This window comes from Serratia sp. 14-2641 (assembly GCF_001692375.1).
Classification (GTDB): domain Bacteria; phylum Pseudomonadota; class Gammaproteobacteria; order Enterobacterales; family Enterobacteriaceae; genus Chania; species Chania fonticola_C.
This window is the reverse complement of record NZ_LXKR01000001.1, coordinates 344,493-367,825: the sequence shown is the minus strand read 5'-3', so window position 1 is coordinate 367,825 and position 23,333 is coordinate 344,493. Positions and strand designations below refer to the sequence as shown.

Here is a 23,333-nt window from a genome sequence, read left to right as displayed (position 1 = left end):
TATCGGCTGGATTAATTGACTTATATCCGACGCATTCCAAGTCTTGGTTTGAAAGGCGACGGGTATAGATAGCAGGAGCTTACCGTAGAGATGTCCGTACGCATTTTTGCTGCCTTGGTGCTTTCGGCACTCAGTTTTAGCATGCAGGCCGAAACCCTTAATGAAAGCTACGCTTTCGCCACGCTCGGTGAGCCGAAATATTCCACCGACTTTAGCCATTTTGACTACGTGAACCCCGCTGCCCCCAAGGGTGGCGATGTTCGGCTGGCAGCCATCGGCACCTATGATAACTTCAACCGTTTCGCTTCGCGCGGCGTACCCGGTGAAAGAACCGGGGAACTCTACGATACACTGTTCACCAGCTCGGACGATGAGCCTTCCAGCTATTATCCGCTGATTGCGGAATCGGCTCGTTACCCGGCAGATATGCGTTGGATGGAGCTGGATATCAACCCGCGTGCACGCTTCCATGATGGTAGCCCGATCACCGCCGCCGACGTGGCCTTCACCTTCAACAAATTTATGACCGAAGGGGTGCCGCAATACCGTTCCTATTACAAAGGCGTGAGCGTAAAAGCTCTCTCACGCCTGACCGTGCGTATTGAACTGCCCGAGCCAGATAAAGAAAAAATGCTCAGTCTGCTGAGCACTAGAGTGTTACCCCAAAGCTTCTGGAAAGATCACAAACTTAATGAGCCACTAAACACTCCGCCCCTCGGTAGTGGCCCCTATAAGATCGGCAGCTACCGTTTGGGCCAATATATTACCTATGAGCGCGTACGTGACTATTGGGCCGCCAATCTGCCGGTGAATCGTGGGCGCTATAACTTCGATACGCTGCGCTATGACTATTATCTGGACGATAAGGTGGCGCTGGAAGCCTTTAAGGCCGGGGCTTACGATTTCCGCGTCGAAGGCTCGCCAAAAAGCTGGGCCACCCAGTATCAGGGCGGCAACTTCGCGCGCAACTACATCATTAAACAGGATGAAACCAATCAGGCGGCACAGAATGCCCGCTGGTTAGCGTTCAATATCCAGCGCCCGATTTTCGCCGATCGCCGGGTGCGGGAAGCCATTACCCTGGCCTTCGACTTCGACTGGATGAACAAGGCGCTGTATTACGATGCCTATCAGCGCGCCAACAGCTATTTCCAGAATACAGAATATGCGGCCACCGGCTACCCAGACGCTGCGGAACTGGCCTGGCTGGCCCCGCTGAAAGGCAAAGTGCCAGCAGAAGTGTTTACCTCAATCTATCAGCCTCCAACATCCGACGGCAGCGGCAATGACCGGGCAAACCTGCTGAAAGCCACCGAATTGCTTAAGCAAGCTGGCTGGGAAGTGAAAAACCAGCAGTTGGTTAACAGTCAAACCGGTAAACCCTTTACCTTTGAACTGATGCTGTGGAGCGGTAGCAATTTTCAGTACGTACTGCCTTTCCAGCACAATCTGAAGCGGTTGGGTATCGATATGCAAATCCGTGAGATTGACGTCAGCCAATTCACCCGCCGCATGCGCGAACGTGACTTTGATATGATGCCAACGGTCTACCCCGCTATGCCATTCCCCAGCGCCGATCTGCAGATTGTCTGGGGCTCCCAATACATGGACTCCAGCTACAACAGCCCTGGCGTCAGCGATCCGGCTGTCGATGCCCTGATAGAACAGATCATGAAGCATCAAGGGGATGAAAAAGCGTTACTGTCCCTTGGCCGTGCGCTGGATCGGGTGTTGACCTGGAACATGTATATGCTGCCGATGTGGTACTCCAATCACGACCGTTACGCCTATTGGGACAAATTCTCTTCGCCAGCGGTACGCCCGGCCTATTCGATCGGGTTCGACAACTGGTGGTTCGACGTCAACAAGGCGGCACGCTTGCCGGCGCAACGGCAATAAGGAGCCTCAGGTGGCCGCTTATCTGATACGCAGATTACTGTTGGTGATCCCCACGCTGTGGGCGATCATCACCATTAACTTTTTCATCGTGCAAATCGCCCCCGGTGGGCCGGTCGATCAGGCCATTGCCTCTATTGAGATGGGGCAAACCAGCGGATTTGGCGGCGGAGGCGCGGGTGAAGGCCTTGGGCACATGAAGGCTGGCGCGGGCAACGTGGCCGAAGGCCAATACCGTGGCTCACGTGGCCTGGATCCCGAAGTGATCGCCGAGATCACCAAGCGTTACGGCTTCGACAAGCCGCTCCACGAACGCTATTTCACCATGCTGTGGAACTATATGCGCCTAGATTTCGGCGAAAGCCTGTTCCGCGGTGCCTCGGTGATGCAGCTGATTGGCCAGAGTCTGCCGGTTTCCGCGACCCTGGGGCTATGGAGTACACTGATCATCTATCTGGTGTCGATCCCGCTGGGTATCCGTAAGGCCATCCACAACGGCAGCGCCTTTGACACCTGGAGCAGCACGCTGATTATCATCGGCTACGCCATTCCGGCATTCCTGTTCGCCATCCTGATGATTGTGCTATTCGCCGGTGGCAGCTATCTGGACTGGTTCCCGCTGCGCGGGCTGGTTTCCAGCAACTTCGACACGCTGCCGTGGTACGGGAAAATCTCCGATTATCTGTGGCACATTACCCTGCCAGTGCTGGCAACGGTGATCGGCGGCTTTGCCGCCCTGACCATGCTGACCAAAAACTCGTTTCTTGATGAGATCCGCAAACAGTACGTGGTCACCGCCCGCGCCAAAGGGCTGGACGAGAAGAAAATCCTTTACCGTCACGTGTTCCGTAACGCCATGCTGCTGGTGATCGCCGGTTTCCCGGCCACCTTTATCAGCATGTTTTTCACCGGTTCGTTGTTAATCGAAGTGATGTTCTCGCTCAACGGCCTCGGGCTGCTGGGCTACGATGCCACCCTGCAACGCGACTATCCGGTGATGTTCGGAACGCTTTACATATTTACCCTGATCGGCCTGCTGTTGAATATCGTCAGCGATATCACCTATACCCTGGTCGATCCGCGCATTGATTTCGAGGGCCGTCAATGAGCCGCTTAAGCCCCATCAATCAGGCCCGCTGGGCACGTTTTCGCAGCAACCGCCGTGGTTACTGGTCGCTGTGGATTTTTCTGGCTGCCTTTGCACTCAGCCTGGCCGCCAACCTGATCGCTAACGACCGGCCGTTGCTGGTGCGTTATGAAGGCCGGCTGTATGTGCCCTTTATGGTCAACTACAGCGAAACGACCTTCGGCGGGGAACTGAATACCACTACCGATTTTCAGGATCCCTTTGTTATCAAGCAGATTGAGCAACACGGCTGGGCCATCTGGGCCCCGATCCGCTTTAGCTACAACACCATCAACTTTGCCACCGAAGTGCCCTTCCCATCGCCTCCGTCACGCCAAAACCTACTTGGCACCGACAGTAATGGCAGCGATGTGCTAGCCCGGGTGCTGTACGGTTTCCGTATCTCAATGCTGTTCGGGCTGGCGCTAACGCTGTGTTCCAGCGTGATTGGTATCTGTGCGGGAGCGACGCAGGGCTATTACGGCGGCCGATTCGATCTTTGGGGGCAACGGCTGATAGAGGTTTGGTCGGGGATGCCGACGCTGTTCCTGATCATCCTGCTGTCCAGCATCATCCAACCCAATTTCTGGTGGCTGTTGGGCATCACCATTCTGTTTGGCTGGATGAGCCTGGTGGGCGTGGTGCGTGCTGAATTCCTGAGAACCCGTAATTACGACTACATTCGTGCCGCCAGAGCGATGGGCGTACCGGATCGCGTGATTATGTATCGCCATATGCTGCCTAACGCCATGGTGGCCACGCTGACCTTCCTGCCGTTTATTCTGTGTGGTTCAATCACCACCCTCACCTCTCTCGATTTCCTCGGCTTCGGCTTGCCACTCGGTTCGCCTTCGTTGGGTGAGCTCCTTTTACAGGGCAAAAACAACCTGCAAGCACCGTGGTTGGGCATTACCGCCTTCCTGGTGCTGGCGGTGCTGCTCTCACTGTTAATCTTTATCGGCGAAGCGGTGCGCGACGCCTTCGACCCAAGCAAGGCGCATTAATATGACCACTCCTCTGCTCGCTATTCAGGATCTCAGCATCGCCTTCCGCCAGGGAGGCAGCTTGAATCAGGTGGTCAACGGCGTCTCGTTACAGGTGGAACAAGGGGAAACGCTGGCGTTGGTGGGTGAATCCGGCTCAGGCAAAAGCGTCACCGCTCTCTCCGTGCTGCGGTTGTTGCCTTCCCCGCCGGTGGTATATCCCGGTGGGGATATTCTGTTTAACGGCAACTCACTGTTACATGCATCGGAAGCCGAACTGCGCAAAGTGCGTGGCAACCAGATCTCGATGATTTTCCAAGAACCAATGGTGTCGCTCAACCCGCTGCACACCATCGAAAAGCAACTGGCCGAAGTGCTGATGCTCCACATGGGCATGCGCCGTGACAGCGCCCGCGCCGAAATCATTCAGTGCCTGGATCGGGTGGGTATACGCAATGCCAAAGGGCGCTTGAAGGATTACCCGCATCAACTCTCCGGCGGAGAACGTCAGCGCGTGATGATCGCCATGGCGGTGTTGACTAAGCCCAAGCTGTTGATTGCCGATGAACCTACCACCGCGCTAGACGTGACCATTCAAGCGCAGATCCTGATGCTGCTGAAAGAGTTAAAGCAGGAGCTGGGGATGGGATTGCTGTTTATCACCCACAACCTGAACATCGTGCGCCGGTTGGCGGATAACGTGGCGGTAATGCGCCAAGGGTTGTGCGTAGAACAAAATAGCCGTGACGGCCTGTTTAGCGCCCCACAACATGCCTATACCCGTCAGTTATTGGCTGCGGAGGACGTGGGCAAGCCTCTGCCGCTACCGGCCAGTGATAAGCCTATGCCGCTGCTCAAAGTGGAAAACCTGCAGGTCAGTTTCCCGATCAAACGTGGCCTGTTACGGCGCATTGTCGATCAGAACTACGCGCTGAAAGATCTGAGCTTCGAAATACAGCCTGGGGAAAGCGTGGGGCTGGTGGGTGAGTCGGGTTCAGGCAAGAGCACGACTGGCCTGGCACTACTGCGCCTGTTGAGCTCCAAAGGTGCGATCTGGTTTGATGGCCAACCGCTGCATCAATTTAATAACCAGCAGATGTTGCCTTACCGCAGCCGGATGCAGATCGTGTTCCAGGATCCCTATTCCGCGCTGAATCCACGCCTGAACGTGCTGCAAATCATCGCCGAAGGGCTGGAGATCCACCAGCAACTGACCGCAGAGCAACGCGAACAGCGGGTGATTAAGGCGTTGGAGGAAGTCGGATTGGATCCGGCTCTGCGCTATCGTTATCCCACAGAGTTTTCGGGTGGGCAGCGCCAGCGTATCGCTATTGCCCGCGCGCTGATCCTGCAACCACAGCTGTTGATCCTGGATGAACCGACGTCCTCGCTGGATAAATCAGTGCAGGCCCAGATCCTGACGCTGCTGAAGTCGCTTCAGCTTCGTCACCGGCTGGCCTATCTGTTTATCAGCCACGATTTGCAGGTGGTACGATCGTTGTGCCATCAGGTGATCGTACTGCGTCAGGGAGAAGTCGTAGAGCAGGGTGACTGCCAAACGATTTTCAACGCACCTGCTGCTGCCTATACACAGCAGTTATTGCAGTTGGTTGATTAGAGGCATCATTCAGAAGGGGTACTGCGCGCTGAGCTGCTCGGCAATCGCCGCACCGACGTTTTTCAAGCGGCACATGGCGGCACTTTCATCACATTGATGAACGAACAGGCAAGGCTCGCCTTCCCATTCAACGATGGAGCAGTTGACCTGGATCTCTTGCAGAGACAGGTTGAGCTGCTGCATGACCCGCCAGGCTTCACGCCCGTCATGGCTGAGCAGCTTGAGGCCGATCAGATCGTTATCTTCGTCTATGCCGCTAAGCGGAATAGGTTCAACCTTGCTGCCGGTAAAACCTGATAGCCAACGATAACTTTGCGGCAAGCGATGCACTACCGAAAGCTGGAAACTATCCACATGAAATCCCTAGTATGAAAAGAAGAAACACTTTTTACATCACAGGATGACTTAGTTATAGCCGGGATCATCCGACTTTGCCGCCCACAAATGTTATTTTTAAGTAAAATTTGCAACAAACAATTAACCACATCCTGCGCTTGCTGATATCACTCAGTTTTTCTCCACCGTAAAAGGTTCTCTCACGGCGTTTTGCGACTCAGCTCGCATTTTTGCGTTATATGTAACCCTTTCCCGCCGCGATCTCAACATTTTTTTCTTGCAATGCGGTTACTTTACAATCGGTATAATTTTACATTGTGCAAACATCTCGCTCAAATGCCTAAGGCTGGTTAAATCAATAATATTTTGATTTAAAACAATATTAGTCCGATTAACCGCCAAGGAAACGCCCCATCAGCCAACGGGTTGCACCTCTGGCTACTTGAGAAAATAAAGCTGCTATATTTAACAAAAAAACTACAGTTTGTTTGACCGCCGTTTAGTTAGCCTGCATATATTTAGCAACAAACTTAAAATTGCAAGCGGGTAGATTAGGGTCTAATTGCCTTTGATCTCCCTCACCCCAAGGAGAGGAAGCTGGGCCGGAGCTGTAATCAAGTGCAGAAGTCAGTCTGTGGCTCGTCCAGTAACATCAAGGGCTGAAATCAGATGCAGGGCTTAACCTGAGACACAATCGGTCCCCTCTCCCTATGGGAGAGGGTTCGTGTGAGGGGCAAATCAGGCAGGATTATTGCGCGGACGGCTGGCATAAAAATAGAACAACACCGCCACGATGCTGCACAGGGCCATAGATGAAACCATCGGCCAAGCGCTCTTACCTGGGGCCAAGGACAGTATTGCCCCGACCAGCGCGCCAATGCTGAAGCGCAACGTCCCAGCCAGCGAAGAGGCAGTTCCCGCCATATGAGGGAAATCGTCCAGGATCACCGCCATCGCGTTAGACGAGATCATGGCGATACAGCCGAGATAAACCGCCACCCCGAGCACCAAAGCCCAGAACCCCAGTCCGCCAGCGGTGACGGCCAGCAACCATACGCCCATCGTCAATTGCACAAATAGACCAAGGCGGAACATTTTGACCGCCCCCAGGCGGCGCACGTTGCGGCTATTGATCAGGGTCGTCAGGAACAGAAACACGATGTTCAGCGCAAAGTAATAACCAAAATGCTGCGGTGAAACGTTATTCAGCTCGATATAGACAAACGGCCCGGCGCTGAGGAAAGAAAACATCCCGGCAAACGAGAAAGCACTGGCCAGCATATAGCTCAGCACGCGCTTGTGGCGGAACAACGAGCCGAAGTTCCTCAGCGTGGTGCGCAGATGGAATTTTTGCCGCCGCTCCTTGGGCAACGTTTCCTTGATAAAGAACGCCACCAGTACCGACCCCAACAGCGCCGCTGCCCCCATGGTCCAGAAGATGGCATGCCAGCTGAACCATAGCAGCAGCACGCCACCGATCATCGGAGCCAGCAATGGCGCAATGGTCATCACCAGGATCACGAACGACATCATGCGTGAGAACTCGTCCTTGGTGAACATGTCACGCATCAGGGCGTTGATCACCACGCTTGCCGCCGCCGCGGCCAGCCCGTGCAGGAAACGCAAGTTGATCAGTTGCTCCACCGATTGGGCCATCGCACAGGCCCCTCCGGCGATAGCAAAAATCAGCGTGCCCCACAGGATCACCGGTTTGCGACCAATGCTGTCAGACATCGGCCCATAGAACAGTTGGCCAACGGCAAAGCCCAGCATGTAGGCGCTGAGCGTCATCTGCACCCGGCCCGACTCCACGCCAAACTCCTGGGCGATTATCGGCATGCTGGGCAAGTACATGTCGATCGCCAACGGCATCAGCATGGACAGCAGGCCCAGAATAAAGATCAAACCGAGGTGAGAGGTCCGGTTCTGTTGCACGTTCAACGACTCCTTGGTCGGTCGCAAAAATTAATCCAGCAGGTGCGGAGCGCCTACGCTGGCAATCTCTTCTTCGGTCAGCGGGCGATATTCTCCCGGTGCCAAATCGTCATCCAACACAATGGCACCAATGCGCTCACGGTGTAATTCGATGACCCGGTTACCCACGGCTGCAAACATGCGCTTCACCTGATGATAACGCCCTTCACTGATGGTCAGGCGCACCAGGGTATCTTCGATTTTTTCCAACTTCGCGGGCTTGGTCAGATCTTTTTCGTTATGCAGCTGCACGCCTTGCTCGAACTGCTGAGCGGTATCGGCGGCCAACGGATGTTCCAACGTCACCAGATAGGTTTTCTCACACTGGTGACGCGGTGAGGTGATGCGGTGCGACCACTGACCGTCATCGGTCATCAGTACCAGGCCGGTGGTATCAATATCCAGCCGCCCTGCCGCATGCAGCTTGTACGCGACGGGTTCATCCAGGAAATAGAGCACGGTTGGATGATCCGGGTCGTCGGTAGAGCACACATAACCCTGTGGCTTATTGAGCATGAAGTAACGTGGCCCGTTCAGCTGTGACAACACGTTGCCATCAAACCGCACTTCCTGTTCCGGAGCCAGTTTAAGAGCCCCGCTCTTGACCACTTCACCGTCTACGGTGACACGTTTTGCACGGAGTTCACGCGCTACCAGCGCACGGCTGATACCCAACTGCTGAGATAAAAACTTGTCCAGTCGCATTGAATCTGCTTTGCCTGTCGTTGTTATGATCGCATTGATCTGGTTGCTAAATATGACGCCCCGTTGTCGCACCAGGTGCAAAAAACAGGTTCGAAGAGGATGTTCGCGTAGGGAAGCCGCTTAGTATAGCGACGGAAACGATGCCATAACAGGAGTAATTTCCATGCTTCTCGCACTGCGTAGCCGCAGAGGGCATAATAATAGAAATTTTTCCGCCGTCTGAGGAGCAAAATGTCACAATTTCAGTGGAATGTTACAGCCCACTTCAGCGAGCGGTACTAACGCATGGCTTTTACCCTACGCCCCTATCAGTTGGAAGCGGTCGACGCCACCATCAAGCATTTCCGCCAGCATCCTGAACCGGCTCTGATCGTGCTGCCAACCGGCGCAGGCAAAAGCCTGGTGATCGCCGAGTTGGCAAAACGCGCCCGTGGCCGGGTGTTAGTGCTAGCCCACGTTAAAGAGCTGGTGGCGCAAAACCATAGCAAATACTGCGCTTACGGCCTGGAGGCTGACATCTTCGCCGCCGGGCTACAGCAAAAAGAGAGCAGCGGTAAGGTGGTGTTTGGCAGCGTGCAATCGGTAGCACGTAATTTGTCGCTGTTCGACGGCGCATTTTCCTTGCTGATCGTCGACGAATGTCACCGCATCAGCGACGATGACGACAGCCAATACCAACAGATTATTCAACACCTGCAAAAAACCAACCCGCAGCTGCGCCTGCTTGGCCTGACGGCCACCCCTTACCGGCTGGGCAAAGGTTGGATCTATCAATATCACTACCACGGCATCACCCGTGGCGACGGCAACAGCCTGTTTCGCGACTGCATTTATGAACTGCCGTTGCGTTATATGATTAAACACGGCTTCCTGGTGCCGCCAGAACGGCTGGATATGCCGATCGTGCAGTACGATTTCAGCCGCCTGGAGGCCAGAAGCAACGGCCTGTTCAGCGAAGTGGATCTTAACCGCGAGCTGAAACAGCAAAACCGCATCACGCCGCACATCATCAGCCAGATCGTCGAATACGCCGAAACCCGTAAAGGCGTGATGATTTTCGCCTCCACGGTGGAACATGCTCGTGAAGTGCATGGTCTATTGCCAAGTGGGGAGGCGGCTCTGGTCAGTGCCGAAACACCGCCAGGCGAGCGTGACGCGCTAATCGAAGCCTTTAAGCAACAGCAGTTGCGCTACCTGGTTAACGTGGCGGTGCTGACGACGGGTTTCGATGCACCGCATGTCGATCTGATCGCTATTTTGCGCCCTACCGAGTCCGTCAGCCTGTATCAGCAGATCGTCGGGCGCGGTTTACGGCTGGCCCCGGGCAAGACCGACTGCCTGATCCTGGACTACGCAGGCAATCCCCACGATTTGTTCACGCCGGAAGTCGGCGTCAGCAAACCCCACTCAGACAGCCAACCGGTGCAGGTCTTTTGCCCTGGCTGCGGTTTTGCCAACCTGTTTTGGGGCAAATGCACCGAGAACGGCGACATCATCGAGCACTACGGCCGCCGCTGTCAGGGCTGGCTGGAAGATGATGAGGGGCATCGCGAGCAATGTGACTACCGCTTCCGTTTCAAATGCTGCCCGCACTGCGGAGCAGAGAACGATATCGCGGCACGCCGCTGCCATCAGTGCCAGGAGGTTCTGGTCGATCCGGACGATATGCTGAAAGCCGCGCTGAAACTGAAGGATGCGCTAGTCCTGCGCTGTGGCGGAATGGAACTGCAAAGCGGCAAGGACGACAAAGGGGAATGGCTGAAAGCCACCTATTATGACGAAGATGGCACCAGCACTAGCGAACGGTTCCGCCTGCAAACGCCCGCACAACGCAAAGCCTTCGAGATGCTGTTCCTGCGCCCGCACCAACGGGCACCTGGCGTCCCCTTCGGTTGGCAAAACGCGGCGGACATTCTGGCGCAGCAGGCGCTGCTGCGCCATCCAGACTTCGTCGTCGCGCGCAAACGCGGCCAGTTCTGGCAGATACGTGAAAAAGTTTTTGATTATCAGGGCCGCTTTCGCCGTGCCAATGAGCTGTATTAGCCCCGTGCGGCAGGTTTTCATTGCCCAGCGGGCGGCTTTCCGTTAAAATGCCGCCCGCTTTACCTGGGTTCGCCCAGTGTGAAAGCAGGTTATCGAGCCTGTTACTGGGTCGCCTGTAGCAGGGTAAATTTTCTTTTAAGAGAAAAAACAATGTTCACTATCAACGTACAAGTACGTAAAGACCAGGGTAAGGGTGCGAGCCGCCGCCTGCGTGCAGCAAACAAATTCCCAGCTATCATCTATGGTGGCGAAGAAGCTGCGATTGCTATCGAACTAGACCATGATTCTGTAAAGAACATGGAAGTTAAACCAGAATTCTACAGCGAAGCAGTAGTTTTGGTTGTCGACGGTAAAGAAACCAAAGTTAAGGTTCAGGCTGTACAGCGTCACCCGTTCAAGCCAAAACTGGCTCACATCGACTTCGTTCGCGTTTAATCGCCACGTTATCGATTTTCGGGACGCCGAAGTGAAAAACGCCGCAATTGCGGCGTTTTTTATTGGCTGTCATTCAGCGATGCTTACTTGCCACCCGTGCGACGTTGTAACTGATCGCGCAGATTCGGTGGCGTACCTCTGATCGTCAGGGTATCGGTGGCCGCATCCCAGAAAATGCGCTCCCCCAGCAGCATCGCATCAAAGTTCAGGCTGATACCGCCGCCGCTGCCGGCAAATTTGGTCAATTGGCGTAACGTGCCGCGATCCGCCGGGAAGCTATCTTCCAGCTCGTAGCCCTGTTCGCTGGAAAACTGCAGGAAATCCTTCTCGCCCACCGGGGCTATCTCTTTCGACAGCTCCTGCAGCTCGATCTCTTCACCGGCCTGCAACTGCTCATTACAGTAGCTGTAAACCTGCTGACGTACCGTCTGGCGTTCGTGTTTGCCTAGTTGAGCATCGGCACAGTAATCATCCACCGCCTGTAACAAGCCACGGTTTTGCGCTTTGGTATCCAGCCCTTCCGACGCCGCCAGGAAATCCATAAAGAAATCGGAGACCTTGCGCCCTACCCGTCCTTTGAGGAATGTCAGATAGCGCGTTGATTGCGGGTTGGTTTCCCATTCGGTCAGATCGATACGCGCCACAATGTCCGCGTGGTTGATATCCAGATAGTGGGTGGTGCGGATATCCAACTCTTCATTGACACGCGTACTGTTGCAGCTGTTCAGCACCGTGATCAGCAAGTATTCCACCGCCAGATAGCGATAATGGGCGAACAGCACCACGCCACCGTCGGCAAACGGATATTTGGCCAGTTCGTCGCGCAGACGGCCGGTGGCAGCACGGCTAAATGCGAGGAAGTCGTCATCACCCTTACGGCAGTTACGCAACGCGTCCGCCAGTTCGCTCTGCTCGTTGAACAGGCCGTAAGCCTTACTCTTGGCGCTGTAAACGCGATGCAGCTCTGCCATCATCTCTTCCACCGCCGCGTTGGTGGTAAGAAGGGAATCGCGCAACACCACTTCCAGCGTCTGCTCATCGCGTTTTACCAACTGGTGCAGTGCAATCTGCTCGATATCCAGACTCATGATCAATCCTCCTGTTCTTTGAGCGCGTATTCAAGCACTGAAGAAGCCGAAAGACAACGGGCATGGCAATGCCTTAACGATCTTCACGCTATAAAAGAGCGGAAAATCACGGCCCCATACGGTAAGATATGGGACTTTGTCGAGCTTTGAGCACAATATTTATGCCACAATCATCTCGTTATAGTGACGAACACGTTGAACAACTGCTCTCTGAGCTGGTCAACGTTCTGGAAAAACACCATACTCCCACCGATCTCTCTTTGATGGTATTGGGCAACATGGTAACCAATTTGATCAACACCAGTATTGCTCCCGCACAGCGGAAGACACTGGGCAGATCGTTTGCTGAAGCCCTGCAGGCTTCTATCCGTGAAGATAAAGCGCATTAATAATTACTTATGGTGACAAACCGTCAGCGTTATCGTGAAAAAGTCTCCCAGATGATTAGCTGGGGGCACTGGTTCGCCTTATTTAATATTCTGCTCAGTATCGGGTTGGGCAGCCGCTACCTGTTTGTTACCGACTGGCCGTCCTCACTGCTGGGGCGAGTCTATGCGTTGGTCAGCCTGATTGGGCAGTTCAGCTTTATTGTCTTTGCCGCCTACCTGCTGATCATCTTCCCGCTCACCTTTGTGGTGATGTCGCAGCGCCTGCTGCGATTTATTTCCGCGACGTTGGCCACCACTGGGCTGACGTTGCTGCTGGTCGACAGCGAAGTCTTTACCCACTTTCACCTGCACCTTAATCCGGTGGTGTGGGAGTTGGTCATCAACCCGGACCAAAGTGAGCTGGCGCGCGACTGGCAACTGGTGTTTATCGCCGTACCGGTGATATTCCTGATCGAAATGCTGTTTGCCACCTGGAGCTGGCAGAAACTGCGCAGCCTGAACCGGCGCAACTTCGGTAAGCCGCTGGCGGTGTTGTTCATCTGTTCGTTCTTTGCTTCGCACCTGATTTATATCTGGGCGGATGCCAATTTCTATCGGCCGATCACCATGCAGCGCGCCAACCTGCCACTCTCTTACCCAATGACTGCGCGTAAGTTCCTGGAAAAACACGGCCTGCTCGATCAGCAAGAATATGAGCGCCGCCTGATGCAACAGGGCAATCCAGAAGCGGCGGCCGTTGAATACCCGCTCAATAGCCTGAACTACAGCGATAAAGGCAGCGGCTACAACCTGCTGATGATCGTGGTGAACGGCGTGCGTACCCAGGATCTGGCGCAAGACATGCCGGGCCTGAGCCGCTTTGCCCAGGAAAACATCCGCTTCAGCGACCATTACAGCTCCGGTAACCATGCGGACACCGGCCTGTTTGGCCTGTTCTACGGGATTTCACCTACCTATCTGGATGGCATTCTGGCCGGGCGTAAACCGGCCGCATTGATTAGCGCACTGAGCGATCAAGGCTATCAATTCGGCCTGTTCTCTTCAGACGGTTTCAACGCCACGCTTTACCGCCAGGCGCTATTGACCGATTTCTCGCTCCCGCCGGAACCGTTCGTGCAGAGCGATGCTGCCACCACGCATCAGTGGCAGAGCTGGTTGGCCACTCAAAGCGGAAATAGCCCTTGGTTCTCCTATATCAATTTCAGCGGTGCAAAGTTCCCAGAAGGCGACAATAAGCTCTCGCCGGAAGCCTTTACCCAGCTCTATCGTACAGGCGCGAAAGACGTCGATGCACAGATTGAGCAGGTGCTGGCAACGCTGAAAGAAAAAGGCCTGCTGGATAAAACTGTGGTGGTGATCACCGCCGAGCACGGCATAGAGTTCAACGATACCGGCAAAGGCAACTGGGGAGCGGGCAGCAGCTTTAACCGCAGTCAGTTGCAGGTTCCGTTGGTTATTCACTGGCCAGGCACGCCAGCACAAACCATCAATAAGCTGACCAATCATAACGATGTGATGCGTACGCTGATGCAACGTCTGCTGCATGTGAAAACACCGGCTAACGACTACTCTCAGGGCGAAGACCTGTTTGCCGCACAGCGAAAAAACAATTGGCTCGCCACCGGTGACGGCAGCCAGTTGGTGATCACCACGCCAACACAGACGCTGACATTGGATGGCAATGGCAACTACCGTGCCTACGATCAAGACGATAACGAGATCAAAGACGAGAAACCCCAGCTAGCGCTGCTGTTACAGGTGCTGACCGATGTAAAACGCTTTATCGCCAACTAACTGCTTAAATCTAGAGCAATCGGTGAGGTAGCTGCTTGAATTTACATCTGAAAACGGTAGTATAGGGTTCTGCGTCGGCATGTAGCGCAGCCTGGTAGCGCACCGTCATGGGGTGTCGGGGGTCGGAGGTTCGAATCCTCTCATGCCGACCAACTATTTATAAAAAAACCAACCAGTTACGGTTGGTTTTTTTATGCCTGGAATTTGGCCATGGTACCGCCCCTTCAACAGGCCATACCAATGTGTCATCTCAGGTCGTTCGCCAGATTGTGTCTCTCAATGGATAGCGTGACTGTTCACAAACACACCACTAATCAGAGACCACCAGCGATTAATAAGCCCACGAGTTTCAGCTCTGCGGGCAGGCGACCAGATAGAGATCGTGGACGGGCATACTCGCATCAAAACCACGTATTCTCTCTGGATCATCAATAGCCGGGTCAGCAAGCTGCTTGGCTACGTCGTCTACACTGACATCTTCAACATAAAAAGTCGCATCAGTCATTTTATTGCAGTTAAAATAGGTCCCCATTAATACCATTTTCCCAGGGGTCGTATAGCTCTCCTGTTTATTAACCAGTGCAACAACACCATCCGCTCGTTTAGCGACGACAGCATAGCTTTCCTCAGAACGGTCAAAAACATAGGCATCATTTTCTGGATAAGTCGACCATATAGTAGACTTTTCAGCAAACAACTCTGCCAAATTAATCGCTGGCTTTAGTGCATTTTTGTTATCAGCATCTTGGGCAACTGCCGAAGTCACCACGCCGATGGTGCCAACCGACAGCATACCTAAAAAGAGTAGTGTTTTTTTCATGGTATTAATTCCGTTTTGAAAAAGTTTTAAATACAACAGATTAAATAATAACCTTATGACATGTAAAAGAAATATTGCACAACCGATCATCTTTGCACTCAATTATGATGGGTGCATTCAAACGGACGCGCAAAGATCAATATGCATAATAAAAACCAACGGTTCATACCTTGACAATTAGTGTATAACGGCAATAGCAAGCTGCCACAGCCCACTCGGTTGCGCTGACGTACAACGCGCCATGCCGTGCCTGACGCACAAGTAACTAAAAATCAAACACCTATGTGCTCGATTTTGATGGACGGTGCACTTCACGCCCCTCTTCGGAGATACCCCACCGTCGCAAACAGGCAAAGCGAATAGCCAAATAGCTCACAGCCCTCTTCCACCATATTCTTCACCACGCGGTTATACCCATCGAGCATCAGGTCATGCCATAGCAGTTGCATACCAAACAGACGTGAAAATACTAATATGCATAACAACCCGGAAAACATCATGCCGTAACTTGGGTGACTGAAGAAATGTGCTAGTCCACGTAGCGTAGCGGGCAGCTCTTTGAGTGCATAAAGCACACAGATCAGCGTTACGGCTAAGGCAAACCACACCCAGGCACCATGCCTCAGCATATCGAACACAAAGTCCATCTCGCGGATCAGCATACATAGGAAGAAGCCACCGATTAATACCCTGGCATACCGATGCTCCGCCTGACGATAAGCGGAGATAAAGAAGCTGAGGGCTATCGCCACCAGTATGATCTCTTGGGTTACCTCGGTGAGCGACGTCTCGGAGACAAAGTTATGCAGCCAATGAACGTCAATGAAGATAAGGCCTATCAACAATGCTAGACAGATACCTGATAGAAGGAAGACACACAGCTTTCTAATAATTATGGATAAATCTTGTTGCATATTAAGAATGATTATCAATTTCAAGGTGGCTCTATACTATTAATCTCAGCCAAGGATACCGTGGCAAATAGTGCGTAATGGCGATGTTGGCAACTCTATAGAGCACACATTCCCCAAAATAGACCATGATAAAATTTTCCCCTCCCCCTCTTGCACTCACCCCGCCCCTTCGGTCAGAATAACTGTATACATAAACAGTAACGTTAGGGTTGGGCTATGTTCGTTGAATTGGTGTTTGATAAGCGTAATGTCGCAGGGATCCCCGGTGCCGATGAAATCATCAAGGCCGAGCTGACGAAACGGGTACATCGCATCTTCCCGGATGCAGAGGTGAAGGTAAAACCCATGCAGGCCAACGGTCTTAACTCGGACGCCAGCAAAAGTGACCGCGAGAAGTTAAACCGTATGCTGGAAGAGATGTTCGAAGAGTCTGACCAATGGCTGGCCACCGACATTTAAAGGGTCATAGGGCGCGGTCATTGACTGCGCCGCAGTATGGATGCCCAAATACAAAAAACCCCAGCATTTCTGCTGGGGTTTCTTATATGGTGCCGGCTACCGGAATCGAACTGGTGACCTACTGATTACAAGTCAGTTGCTCTACCTACTGAGCTAAGCCGGCGAAATCTGTCGGAAGGGGTACTGTTTCCGTGGAGCGCAATATAATACAGCCAGACTGGAACAATCAAGCGTAATCAACAGATTATTTATCTTGTCGATTAAAAAACGGCTTATATGCCGAATTTCTCACCGATGGCCCGTTCTTCGCGACTTAATGTCTGATTAATATAGTCCACAAACAGCTCCAAAGCCGTGCTCCGCTGCCTCCCCAGTGGTAATTGCAGCTGCAAGGTCCGCGGGCTTTGCTGCTCGACAGCAAAAGATTTCAGGATCAATCCTTGCGGCTGCAACAACGGCATCGCGGTAAACTGGCTACAGATGGTCACCGCCAGCGGGGAGCCTTGTAAAAAATAGTACAGCGTTGAGAAGTTATCACAAGTTAGCACTGGTTCAATGAAGGTGCCATTCATCTGGCAAGAGATATCAAACAGCTGACGTACGGTGGAGCCCGGCTCTGGCAGACACACCGGATACTGACAGAGATCCGCCAGAACCACCTGTCTGTTGATGCCGCGCGCGATAAATGTGAGGTAAAAAGCGAGATATTTGAAGGGAGAGAACTTTTCACCTGCTAAAAAGGAATTACAGAAATGTGAGGCCAACGATGTGCCATCCATGGCACTAATGCTCAACTAATCTGCGTTACCTGAAGATTACTTAGTGTTGTGTACTTCAGCGAATAGATATGTCCGCCTGTTACTACTACTTGTGATGCCCCATTAACCGTCCCTGTCGGTACCTTGATTGTCGCTGCCAAGCTACCAACCAGTACCTCAATGGAAAACTGCCAGAAAAGGTTACGCGAGCTAGGACTAGGGAAATACATATCAGCAGCAGCAGTAAACGAAATACCGATGTAATCAAAAGTATCAGGCATTTGCCACCCCCCAGCACCTTTCGGGTTAACAAGCATCCTCCTGCCAATAACCGAACCATACGCACCATTCAACCGGACCAAGCCATCATTCGCGGGGAAGAAGGCGGGATGACCATCAAGCACATCAAAACCAGTTGAGTTTTCATCCACAATAACATTTGAGATTCTGTTTCGAGCCCGAAAGTTGAAGCCTCGTTGTATATTGACTTCAGGATGATCATTATAAATACGCACGTTCGAGTATGATGAGGCACCACCATTTACCGCATATTTAACTTCAGATGCGCCTTTACCGTTACTATAGATAGAAAGGTTGCTAAGTGACTGCTCGCCACCTTCTTGTAACGTAACTCCATGGCCGCCGTTTAGTCCTATATTGCCACTAATTACAAGTGATTTGCTTCCCGACAAGTCTGTGAAGCCATCTGCACCGTTGCTTTCAATCACGTCATTAAATGAGGCGGCATGCTGTAGCAGAGGGTAACCAAAAGCGAACAATGAGCCACAATTGAACGTAACTCCTCGGCCCCCATTATTGGAGTAGTGGTTACCTGATGATGTGATTTTATGGGCTGCTGCTTCAAACCTGGCTCCATCCAACACGTTATATCTAAAGTTATTGTTAAGGATATTATGATTATCTATAGCGGTGTGTGCCATCAGCCCATGCATTCTAGCGTTAAAACCATTACAGTTTTGAATCCAGATGTTCCGGAGCCTATTGTTCAGACCGCCTGCACCTGCAACAGACTCAGTATGATAATTATGCCCGACTGTTGCAATCGCGACCCTTCCGTTTGCGGCCTCTGTTGAACCAGAAAATTGCACCTCACAATCTACAATTCTGATAGTGTCACCAGTGATGGGTACAATACCTGATTGCCAACAGTGCCTAACATTCTTGATTGTCAGTGTTATATCATACGGAATGCCTTCATCAAGAGACGAAACACCATCCTGTATATAGTGTCGAATGACAACCCCATGCCCAGGGTAATGATCTATCCCATTCCCCAATACTTTAAGGTGCTTACAGTTTGCACCAATACGAACAGCGCAATCATCAATGTAACCTGATGCCATCGTCGTATTTTGCATATTTCCGACTATCTTGGGTAAAATGAAGGTGCCTTCAGAGTTAACGAATACAATAGCAGTAATACGAGGGACGCCCGCAGGCACAACAAAAGTAGCCTTGCTAAAGTCTGCATATCCCCGGAACCCATCTATTAATAACACGTAATTGTATGTCATCCATGACTCATAACCCGCTGATGGTCGGTTAAAGTTTTTTAACAAATATGTACCAGTAGCCGGTGCCATTTCCACCTTTGCATCAAAAAGCCTTTGCAATGCATCTGTATCTACATCTTCATCGCCCCCCAGCGCGCCAAAATCTTCAGGGGTAAAGCTTTTTTTCAGCGATTTTACCCGTGCTCCATTCTTTGCTATGACAACAGAACCGCCATTATCCTGACTGGATGTGTCATCAGCATCATAGTAAAAGTGACCATGTTTCGTATCAAACCATGAGTAGTAGTTTGATACGAAAATCAATTGATTGTCGAACTCGAACTCTGTTTCACGTAAGGCATCAATTGATGGGCACTGCCCGATATACTTATAGCCATCGGGTTCTGAAAGCTTTCCGAACTGTTTCGTAACCTGTTCGAGGACATAATTTTTAGATGCAATAACAATGTCATCATTTAAAATTAACTCAAGCACTGCGGCATTATCGACATCCAGAATTGCCTGGATAAAAATCTGCTTTCCTATGCCAGATGACAGAGGGGATTTGAAGGTGTCATCCATACTACCCACGGCAATTAACACACCATCTTTGTTATGAACGCCCCATTCGCGAATAAACCACCCTCCAACGTTGGTAGGAATAATTCCTTCGATAACGATTTGTGAGGAGTTGTCGGGGTTGCTGTAAATATCATTGATAGTGCCGCGCCATTTTTCGCCTTTCAGCGATGTTTGCTCAGGCGCTGGATCATATTGCTCCCCACCACCATCACCAACGGCTATTTTAAATTCTGCGCCAACGATAGCAGTACCATCAATGACGGCTTGAGCAAAGTAGGCTTCACCCGCTGCCGTCAAAATTGAATAATGTTGAGTGTCCATAGCTGCTATCTCACTTTCTGTTTTGGATAAATAGTAATAAATTCGCCATTCAGAGAGGCGGTGTTATAAACAATACCTGTTTGCGTAGTCACTTCAGCTTCTACCGGTGCAATACTCGTTATGCGACCAAAACGGCCTAACTCATCGTCTGCTGGTCTTGCTGAGTCCAACATTAAAACGGCGTTTGTTTCCAGTCCAGCCAATGATGTGCTGTTGTTAATCAACGCCATTGCAGAAATCGGATCAAACTCCAGCTTATAAAGCTCGACTAATACCGGAATGCCGTTCTCGGCCAGATTGATACCCTCATAACGTAATGCTAGCTGTTCTGGTTTTTTCGTGTACAACGCCGTATTGATATTACCTGCATAGGTATAAAATACGGATAAAGGCTGCACCGTAGGTGTTATCAAGAACTCTATGGTGCCAAATAGCGTATCAAGCGTGTAATCAATACCGGCGTTCAACCCGTCAATCACCAGACGGCGGATATTAGGATAGCGCAATGAATAACGCCCTCCCGCAATGACATTCTTTAAGGTTTCTGTCTCACGGCCAGCCTCAGCTGTAACAACATTACCTTGCAATATTACGGAAAGATTTTCTGGACTGTGCTCATGCCAAACAGCAGACACAGTACCTGATTGTTCGATAATGTAGTATTCGGATACCGCCAGTTGACCGCCATAAGATTGCTTTTTAGTTTTGCGATCAACGACCAAAGATACAGTGAGTTCGGAAACATCACCGGCCCAGCGCCAATTTAATGACGAGCCATCATTGAGCCTACGGGCTAAATACACTTTACCCTGGCCATAATAGTACGTTTCATTCATGGCTCGTCCTCTGGCTCTGGCGGCTCAACCGGAACGACGGGAATATACCAACCACGCGGTAGAATAGCCTGGTAACGATACAGCGATTCTATGCCATCTCGTGTACTACTGAGCGTTAGGATATGCACAGCAGCACCGATGGCAATAATACCGGCTGATTCATACGGCAGTTCAACGCTCGCTTCTGTTGTCTCCAATGACCAAACGACCTCTGACGAGTCCTGGTGAGTGAGCGTAATGGTGTATGCCACGCCAGGCTCAGGACCAATACTTCCTTCAGTACAATCAAATAACCGATCTGCCTGTAATACACGGTCACGGTGCGCATACGAAAGTACGTAGATGCCTGCCCGTTCAACAACTGAAGGATAGCTAACGCCGTTCACCCGAATATCACCGGGTATATAGGGGCGAAATTGACGCTGGTTCATCTGCACACTGGATATTGGAGCCAGCGAAGCATCCAGTGTTGCAATACTGGTTCGCGTCAGCAGGCGCACGTCGACCGATTCGCCAGGCATATACTCTTGACCATCAGTTTCAACAATACTCCCCAGGAACCGCAGATGTGTATCTGCAGCATGCCAGCGCGGCAAGGTATCCGCACAGCCACGGCCAACCATCAGTTTGCCAGAGACCAGGTCAACGGCATCAACCCTGACGACCTCATTACCGATGATGATCCCGCCACCAACTACGGGTGGGAACGTCATTGAGACATGCAGCTCGGTGTCCAAGGGGCCTACCTCAGTGAGCAAGGTCGCGGACGTCGTCCAGTCGCCACGCCCCCGATCAGCAAACTTAGCACCGGCAGCGCGAGACTGCAGATGATAGTTGACTGAGAACGATGTCGGCGCGGTGGCCATCACCCCCAGATAACACGCCTCTGGACTGACGAACGACAGGTCAGCAGCACTCAGTGTTGCCGCCAGGCTGAAATACGGCAGCTCGACCAACTGCATATCGGTGACCGGTACTGCGGTTTTATCTGGCGGCGTCCAACCACTGCCTTGCTGGCCGCTGCTGTAGGATGTGGCCGGAAGCCCGAAGACATCTTGCACTGCCGTGATGGTCAATGCCCCAGTGTCGGCCTCGTCAATCTTGCTGACGCGCAGCACCATATTGACGATGTTGCGGTCGGGCAGCGACACCCGGAAACAGCTTGCCGGTGTCAGTTGGCCACCGCGCCGGTCAAACTGAATAACCAGGCGAGTTATCCCGGCAGAACCTACTTCCAGATCGCGTTGTGCAACCCTGGCCGCGAGCTCATGCGTCGGGATGGCCTTGTACTCAACCGAACTGCTGATAAGCCCTACAGACTGAATTGAACCGAGGTTTTGCGCCCGGACTTCGCCGTCTGAATTGGTGACCGGGTCATGATAGGTCACCGTGATTTCATTAGGGGCAGTATCCGAACTGGTGCTGTCATCGTCCTGCACGGCGATGATGCCGTTGTCATAGGTAAACAGGGGTAGGTCATCCGGGTTGTAGTCATCGCGGATGAGTTTCAGCGTCGTCTTGCCCGTGGACAGGTCTCCGTACTGGGCCGCACCGATATGATCCAGCATCTGCTGGACGAATGTGTCCAGGCTGTCCTGGCGGTTGTAGCGGAAACACAGACCAAACCCTTCGGCATAGAGTTGGTCAGCAGCATAACGGTAGCTGTCCAGATCGAGGTCTTCATTCAGGAGCAAACCACGGCCCCAGTCACGATTGGTCGCGCATTCAACCAATATATGCGCCGGGTTCATCGCATGGATAGCCCGTAGATTAGCGATAACATCCGGTGTCATTTCGTCCTGGCCATCAATCTGAGCCTGAGTGTTCTCAAGGCGTATCAGGCACTTCTCTGGGTACCAGACGATATCGCGATCCCACCCTTTAGTAGTTCGGCGATTGCGATAAGCCCAGGGTTTTGGGCTAGCGCTGTAGCAGCTGATCAAACCGCTGAAGAAGGTAGTGACCATGCCACGAAATCCCGGCACCAAGCCGGATAAGAGCTTCAGGACATTCGGGGTCGGCACCTGGTCAGCTTCCCCCATCGCGACTTCGAATATCCCTTGAATGCCGCCTTCGCCCCCCGTGTCGTCGCCGCCGAACAGGTTTGGTTTATCGATAAAGATGGAGGTGCTGCTGGAGATCTGCCCCTCATAACCGGCAAATACGGTCTTTTTATCCGCAGTAATAGCGACAATCTCATTGATTGGCCCACGCCCGAGACCCGCCTGGATATCCCAGGAATAGCGGTAGCCAACCGTAGTCTTACCACCACCTTTACTACCGCCCATTATTTCGTATCTCCGCTGTCTGCCGCTGCTTGTGCCTGTTCAACAACGCGGATCGCCAGTGCATCACCAGTGGCCATGAGAAGGTCTGACTCAATCCCGCCGTTGGCAATAAACGCCTCAACATCGAGGTTATAGCGGGTAAAGAACGAACGAAGCCCCCAGGCACAACCACCGGCTGCGCGAATGTGTTCCATCGTGATCAGCATGTTGGGCTCCTTATTTACGAATGGCGTCATAGCGATAGTTGCCATAGCCCAGAACGAACCAGTCATTAGTCCAGCAATCGCCGAAGAAAACGCACTGTGGTGTTCCTTCGGTAGGCTGTGGCATTTCCCAATCCTCTTCCGTGGCGGCCTCTGGCGTGGTGTTCTTTGGCTTAGGGGCAAGAGCCCGGCTAATCAGGTATGACGCCACCAGAGTGGCCACGAACTTGGCAACTGCAAACCACATAGAT

General features: G+C 52.3%; 21 protein-coding genes and 2 tRNA genes. 10 read left to right on the top strand and 13 right to left on the bottom strand.

The features are described 5' to 3' along the window. The first annotated feature begins 90 nt into the window (after positions 1-90). Genes A6U95_RS01710 through yejF form a run of 4 tightly spaced genes read left to right on the top strand, consistent with a single transcriptional unit; the run spans position 91 to position 5,623 of the window. Complete coding sequence (locus A6U95_RS01710; RefSeq protein WP_065683209.1) at positions 91-1,899, top strand: extracellular solute-binding protein; 1,809 nt, start codon at positions 91-93, stop codon at positions 1,897-1,899. 10 nt (positions 1,900-1,909) lie between these two features. Next, on the top strand, positions 1,910-3,004 hold the full coding sequence (locus tag A6U95_RS01705; RefSeq protein WP_065683208.1) for a microcin C ABC transporter permease YejB: 1,095 nt from the start codon (positions 1,910-1,912) through the stop codon (positions 3,002-3,004). Further along, a complete protein-coding gene (locus A6U95_RS01700) occupies positions 3,001-4,026 on the top strand; it encodes a microcin C ABC transporter permease (RefSeq protein ID WP_024486916.1) in 1,026 nt (341 codons plus the stop codon). Before A6U95_RS01705 ends, A6U95_RS01700 begins: the two co-directional genes overlap by 4 nt. Position 4,027: 1 nt before the next feature. Beyond that, positions 4,028-5,623, top strand: coding sequence for a microcin C ABC transporter ATP-binding protein YejF (gene yejF / locus A6U95_RS01695; RefSeq protein WP_065683207.1), 1,596 nt, complete (start codon positions 4,028-4,030; stop codon positions 5,621-5,623). A 9-nt stretch (positions 5,624-5,632) separates the two neighbouring features. Here the strand turns inward: yejF and A6U95_RS01690 are convergent, their stop codons facing one another. The 3 genes from A6U95_RS01690 to rsuA form a co-directional block, all read right to left on the bottom strand. Further along, a complete protein-coding gene (locus A6U95_RS01690) occupies positions 5,633-5,977 on the bottom strand; it encodes a YejG family protein (protein WP_021805874.1) in 345 nt (114 codons plus the stop codon). 720 nt (positions 5,978-6,697) lie between these two features. Further along, positions 6,698-7,894 carry a Bcr/CflA family multidrug efflux MFS transporter gene (locus A6U95_RS01685; RefSeq protein ID WP_065683206.1) on the bottom strand — a complete coding sequence of 399 codons (1,197 nt, stop codon included), beginning with the start codon at positions 7,892-7,894 and terminating at the stop codon, positions 6,698-6,700. 30 nt (positions 7,895-7,924) lie between these two features. Beyond that, complete coding sequence (rsuA, locus tag A6U95_RS01680) at positions 7,925-8,638, bottom strand: 16S rRNA pseudouridine(516) synthase RsuA (protein WP_065683205.1); 714 nt, start codon at positions 8,636-8,638, stop codon at positions 7,925-7,927. Between the two features lie 285 nt (positions 8,639-8,923). Between rsuA and A6U95_RS01675 the strand changes: the two genes are divergently transcribed. Next, positions 8,924-10,681, top strand: coding sequence for a DEAD/DEAH box helicase (locus A6U95_RS01675; RefSeq protein ID WP_024530606.1), 1,758 nt, complete (start codon positions 8,924-8,926; stop codon positions 10,679-10,681). 150 nt (positions 10,682-10,831) lie between these two features. Beyond that, a complete protein-coding gene (gene rplY, locus A6U95_RS01670) occupies positions 10,832-11,116 on the top strand; it encodes a 50S ribosomal protein L25 (protein ID WP_024486231.1) in 285 nt (94 codons plus the stop codon). Positions 11,117-11,199: 83 nt separating this feature from the next. Here rplY and yejK read toward each other — a convergent pair whose 3' ends face one another. Beyond that, entirely contained in the window at positions 11,200-12,204 is a 1,005-nt protein-coding gene (gene yejK / locus A6U95_RS01665; protein ID WP_024486230.1) for a nucleoid-associated protein YejK, read from the bottom strand. Positions 12,205-12,365: 161 nt separating this feature from the next. Between yejK and A6U95_RS01660 the strand changes: the two genes are divergently transcribed. The 3 genes from A6U95_RS01660 (at position 12,366) to A6U95_RS01650 (ending at position 14,539) form a co-directional block, all read left to right on the top strand. After that, a complete protein-coding gene (locus A6U95_RS01660) occupies positions 12,366-12,593 on the top strand; it encodes a YejL family protein (RefSeq protein ID WP_065683204.1) in 228 nt (75 codons plus the stop codon). Between the two features lie 9 nt (positions 12,594-12,602). Then, complete coding sequence (yejM, locus tag A6U95_RS01655) at positions 12,603-14,387, top strand: LPS biosynthesis-modulating metalloenzyme YejM (RefSeq protein WP_065683203.1); 1,785 nt, start codon at positions 12,603-12,605, stop codon at positions 14,385-14,387. Between the two features lie 75 nt (positions 14,388-14,462). Then, a tRNA-Pro gene (locus A6U95_RS01650) sits at positions 14,463-14,539 on the top strand. Between the two features lie 197 nt (positions 14,540-14,736). Here the strand turns inward: A6U95_RS01650 and A6U95_RS01645 are convergent. After that, complete coding sequence (locus tag A6U95_RS01645) at positions 14,737-15,207, bottom strand: hypothetical protein (RefSeq protein WP_139102303.1); 471 nt, start codon at positions 15,205-15,207, stop codon at positions 14,737-14,739. Positions 15,208-15,518: 311 nt separating this feature from the next. Beyond that, a complete protein-coding gene (locus tag A6U95_RS01640) occupies positions 15,519-16,121 on the bottom strand; it encodes a hypothetical protein (RefSeq protein ID WP_065683377.1) in 603 nt (200 codons plus the stop codon). A 216-nt stretch (positions 16,122-16,337) separates the two neighbouring features. Between A6U95_RS01640 and A6U95_RS01635 the strand changes: the two genes are divergently transcribed. Further along, on the top strand, positions 16,338-16,580 hold the full coding sequence (locus A6U95_RS01635; protein WP_021178442.1) for a DinI family protein: 243 nt from the start codon (positions 16,338-16,340) through the stop codon (positions 16,578-16,580). A gap of 87 nt (positions 16,581-16,667) precedes the next feature. Here A6U95_RS01635 and A6U95_RS01630 read toward each other — a convergent pair. The 7 genes from A6U95_RS01630 to A6U95_RS01600 form a co-directional block, all read right to left on the bottom strand. After that, positions 16,668-16,743, bottom strand: a tRNA-Thr gene (locus tag A6U95_RS01630). A 109-nt stretch (positions 16,744-16,852) separates the two neighbouring features. Further along, positions 16,853-17,359, bottom strand: a complete 507-nt coding sequence (locus A6U95_RS01625) for a LysR substrate-binding domain-containing protein (RefSeq protein ID WP_083196286.1) — start codon at positions 17,357-17,359, stop codon at positions 16,853-16,855. Between the two features lie 11 nt (positions 17,360-17,370). Continuing rightward, positions 17,371-19,755: a phage tail protein gene (locus tag A6U95_RS01620; RefSeq protein ID WP_065683201.1), complete on the bottom strand. Its 2,385-nt coding sequence runs from the start codon at positions 19,753-19,755 to the stop codon at positions 17,371-17,373. A gap of 5 nt (positions 19,756-19,760) precedes the next feature. Further along, positions 19,761-20,591: a hypothetical protein gene (locus A6U95_RS01615; protein ID WP_065683200.1), complete on the bottom strand. Its 831-nt coding sequence runs from the start codon at positions 20,589-20,591 to the stop codon at positions 19,761-19,763. After that, the gene (locus A6U95_RS01610) at positions 20,588-22,879 is read right to left on the bottom strand and encodes a phage tail protein (protein ID WP_065683199.1); all 2,292 of its coding nucleotides are present in this window, start codon (positions 22,877-22,879) and stop codon (positions 20,588-20,590) included. The genes A6U95_RS01615 and A6U95_RS01610 overlap by 4 nt, the downstream gene beginning before the upstream one ends. Then, on the bottom strand, positions 22,879-23,085 hold the full coding sequence (locus A6U95_RS01605; RefSeq protein ID WP_065683198.1) for a hypothetical protein: 207 nt from the start codon (positions 23,083-23,085) through the stop codon (positions 22,879-22,881). Before A6U95_RS01605 ends, A6U95_RS01610 begins: the two co-directional genes overlap by 1 nt. Before the next feature lie 10 nt (positions 23,086-23,095). Continuing rightward, positions 23,096-23,329: a hypothetical protein gene (locus A6U95_RS01600; RefSeq protein ID WP_065683197.1), complete on the bottom strand. Its 234-nt coding sequence runs from the start codon at positions 23,327-23,329 to the stop codon at positions 23,096-23,098. Positions 23,330-23,333 lie beyond the last annotated feature (4 nt).

Excerpts from the sequence above, each read along its gene's own strand:
- A6U95_RS01710 (WP_065683209.1), top strand. The coding sequence starts at position 91 with ATGTCCGTACGCATTTTTGCTGCCTTGGTGCTTTCGGCACTCAGTTTT.
- A6U95_RS01700 (WP_024486916.1), top strand. The coding sequence starts at position 3,001 with ATGAGCCGCTTAAGCCCCATCAATCAGGCCCGCTGGGCACGTTTTCGC.
- yejF (WP_065683207.1), top strand. The coding sequence starts at position 4,028 with ATGACCACTCCTCTGCTCGCTATTCAGGATCTCAGCATCGCCTTCCGC.
- rsuA (WP_065683205.1), bottom strand. The coding sequence starts at position 8,638 with ATGCGACTGGACAAGTTTTTATCTCAGCAGTTGGGTATCAGCCGTGCG.
- A6U95_RS01675 (WP_024530606.1), top strand. The coding sequence starts at position 8,924 with ATGGCTTTTACCCTACGCCCCTATCAGTTGGAAGCGGTCGACGCCACC.
- rplY (WP_024486231.1), top strand. The coding sequence starts at position 10,832 with ATGTTCACTATCAACGTACAAGTACGTAAAGACCAGGGTAAGGGTGCG.
- yejK (WP_024486230.1), bottom strand. The coding sequence starts at position 12,204 with ATGAGTCTGGATATCGAGCAGATTGCACTGCACCAGTTGGTAAAACGC.
- A6U95_RS01660 (WP_065683204.1), top strand. The coding sequence starts at position 12,366 with ATGCCACAATCATCTCGTTATAGTGACGAACACGTTGAACAACTGCTC.
- yejM (WP_065683203.1), top strand. The coding sequence starts at position 12,603 with ATGGTGACAAACCGTCAGCGTTATCGTGAAAAAGTCTCCCAGATGATT.
- A6U95_RS01645 (WP_139102303.1), bottom strand. The coding sequence starts at position 15,207 with ATGAAAAAAACACTACTCTTTTTAGGTATGCTGTCGGTTGGCACCATC.
- A6U95_RS01640 (WP_065683377.1), bottom strand. The coding sequence starts at position 16,121 with ATGCAACAAGATTTATCCATAATTATTAGAAAGCTGTGTGTCTTCCTT.
- A6U95_RS01635 (WP_021178442.1), top strand. The coding sequence starts at position 16,338 with ATGTTCGTTGAATTGGTGTTTGATAAGCGTAATGTCGCAGGGATCCCC.
- A6U95_RS01625 (WP_083196286.1), bottom strand. The coding sequence starts at position 17,359 with ATGGATGGCACATCGTTGGCCTCACATTTCTGTAATTCCTTTTTAGCA.
- A6U95_RS01620 (WP_065683201.1), bottom strand. The coding sequence starts at position 19,755 with ATGGACACTCAACATTATTCAATTTTGACGGCAGCGGGTGAAGCCTAC.
- A6U95_RS01615 (WP_065683200.1), bottom strand. The coding sequence starts at position 20,591 with ATGAATGAAACGTACTATTATGGCCAGGGTAAAGTGTATTTAGCCCGT.
- A6U95_RS01610 (WP_065683199.1), bottom strand. The coding sequence starts at position 22,879 with ATGGGCGGTAGTAAAGGTGGTGGTAAGACTACGGTTGGCTACCGCTAT.
- A6U95_RS01605 (WP_065683198.1), bottom strand. The coding sequence starts at position 23,085 with ATGCTGATCACGATGGAACACATTCGCGCAGCCGGTGGTTGTGCCTGG.
- A6U95_RS01600 (WP_065683197.1), bottom strand. The coding sequence starts at position 23,329 with ATGTGGTTTGCAGTTGCCAAGTTCGTGGCCACTCTGGTGGCGTCATAC.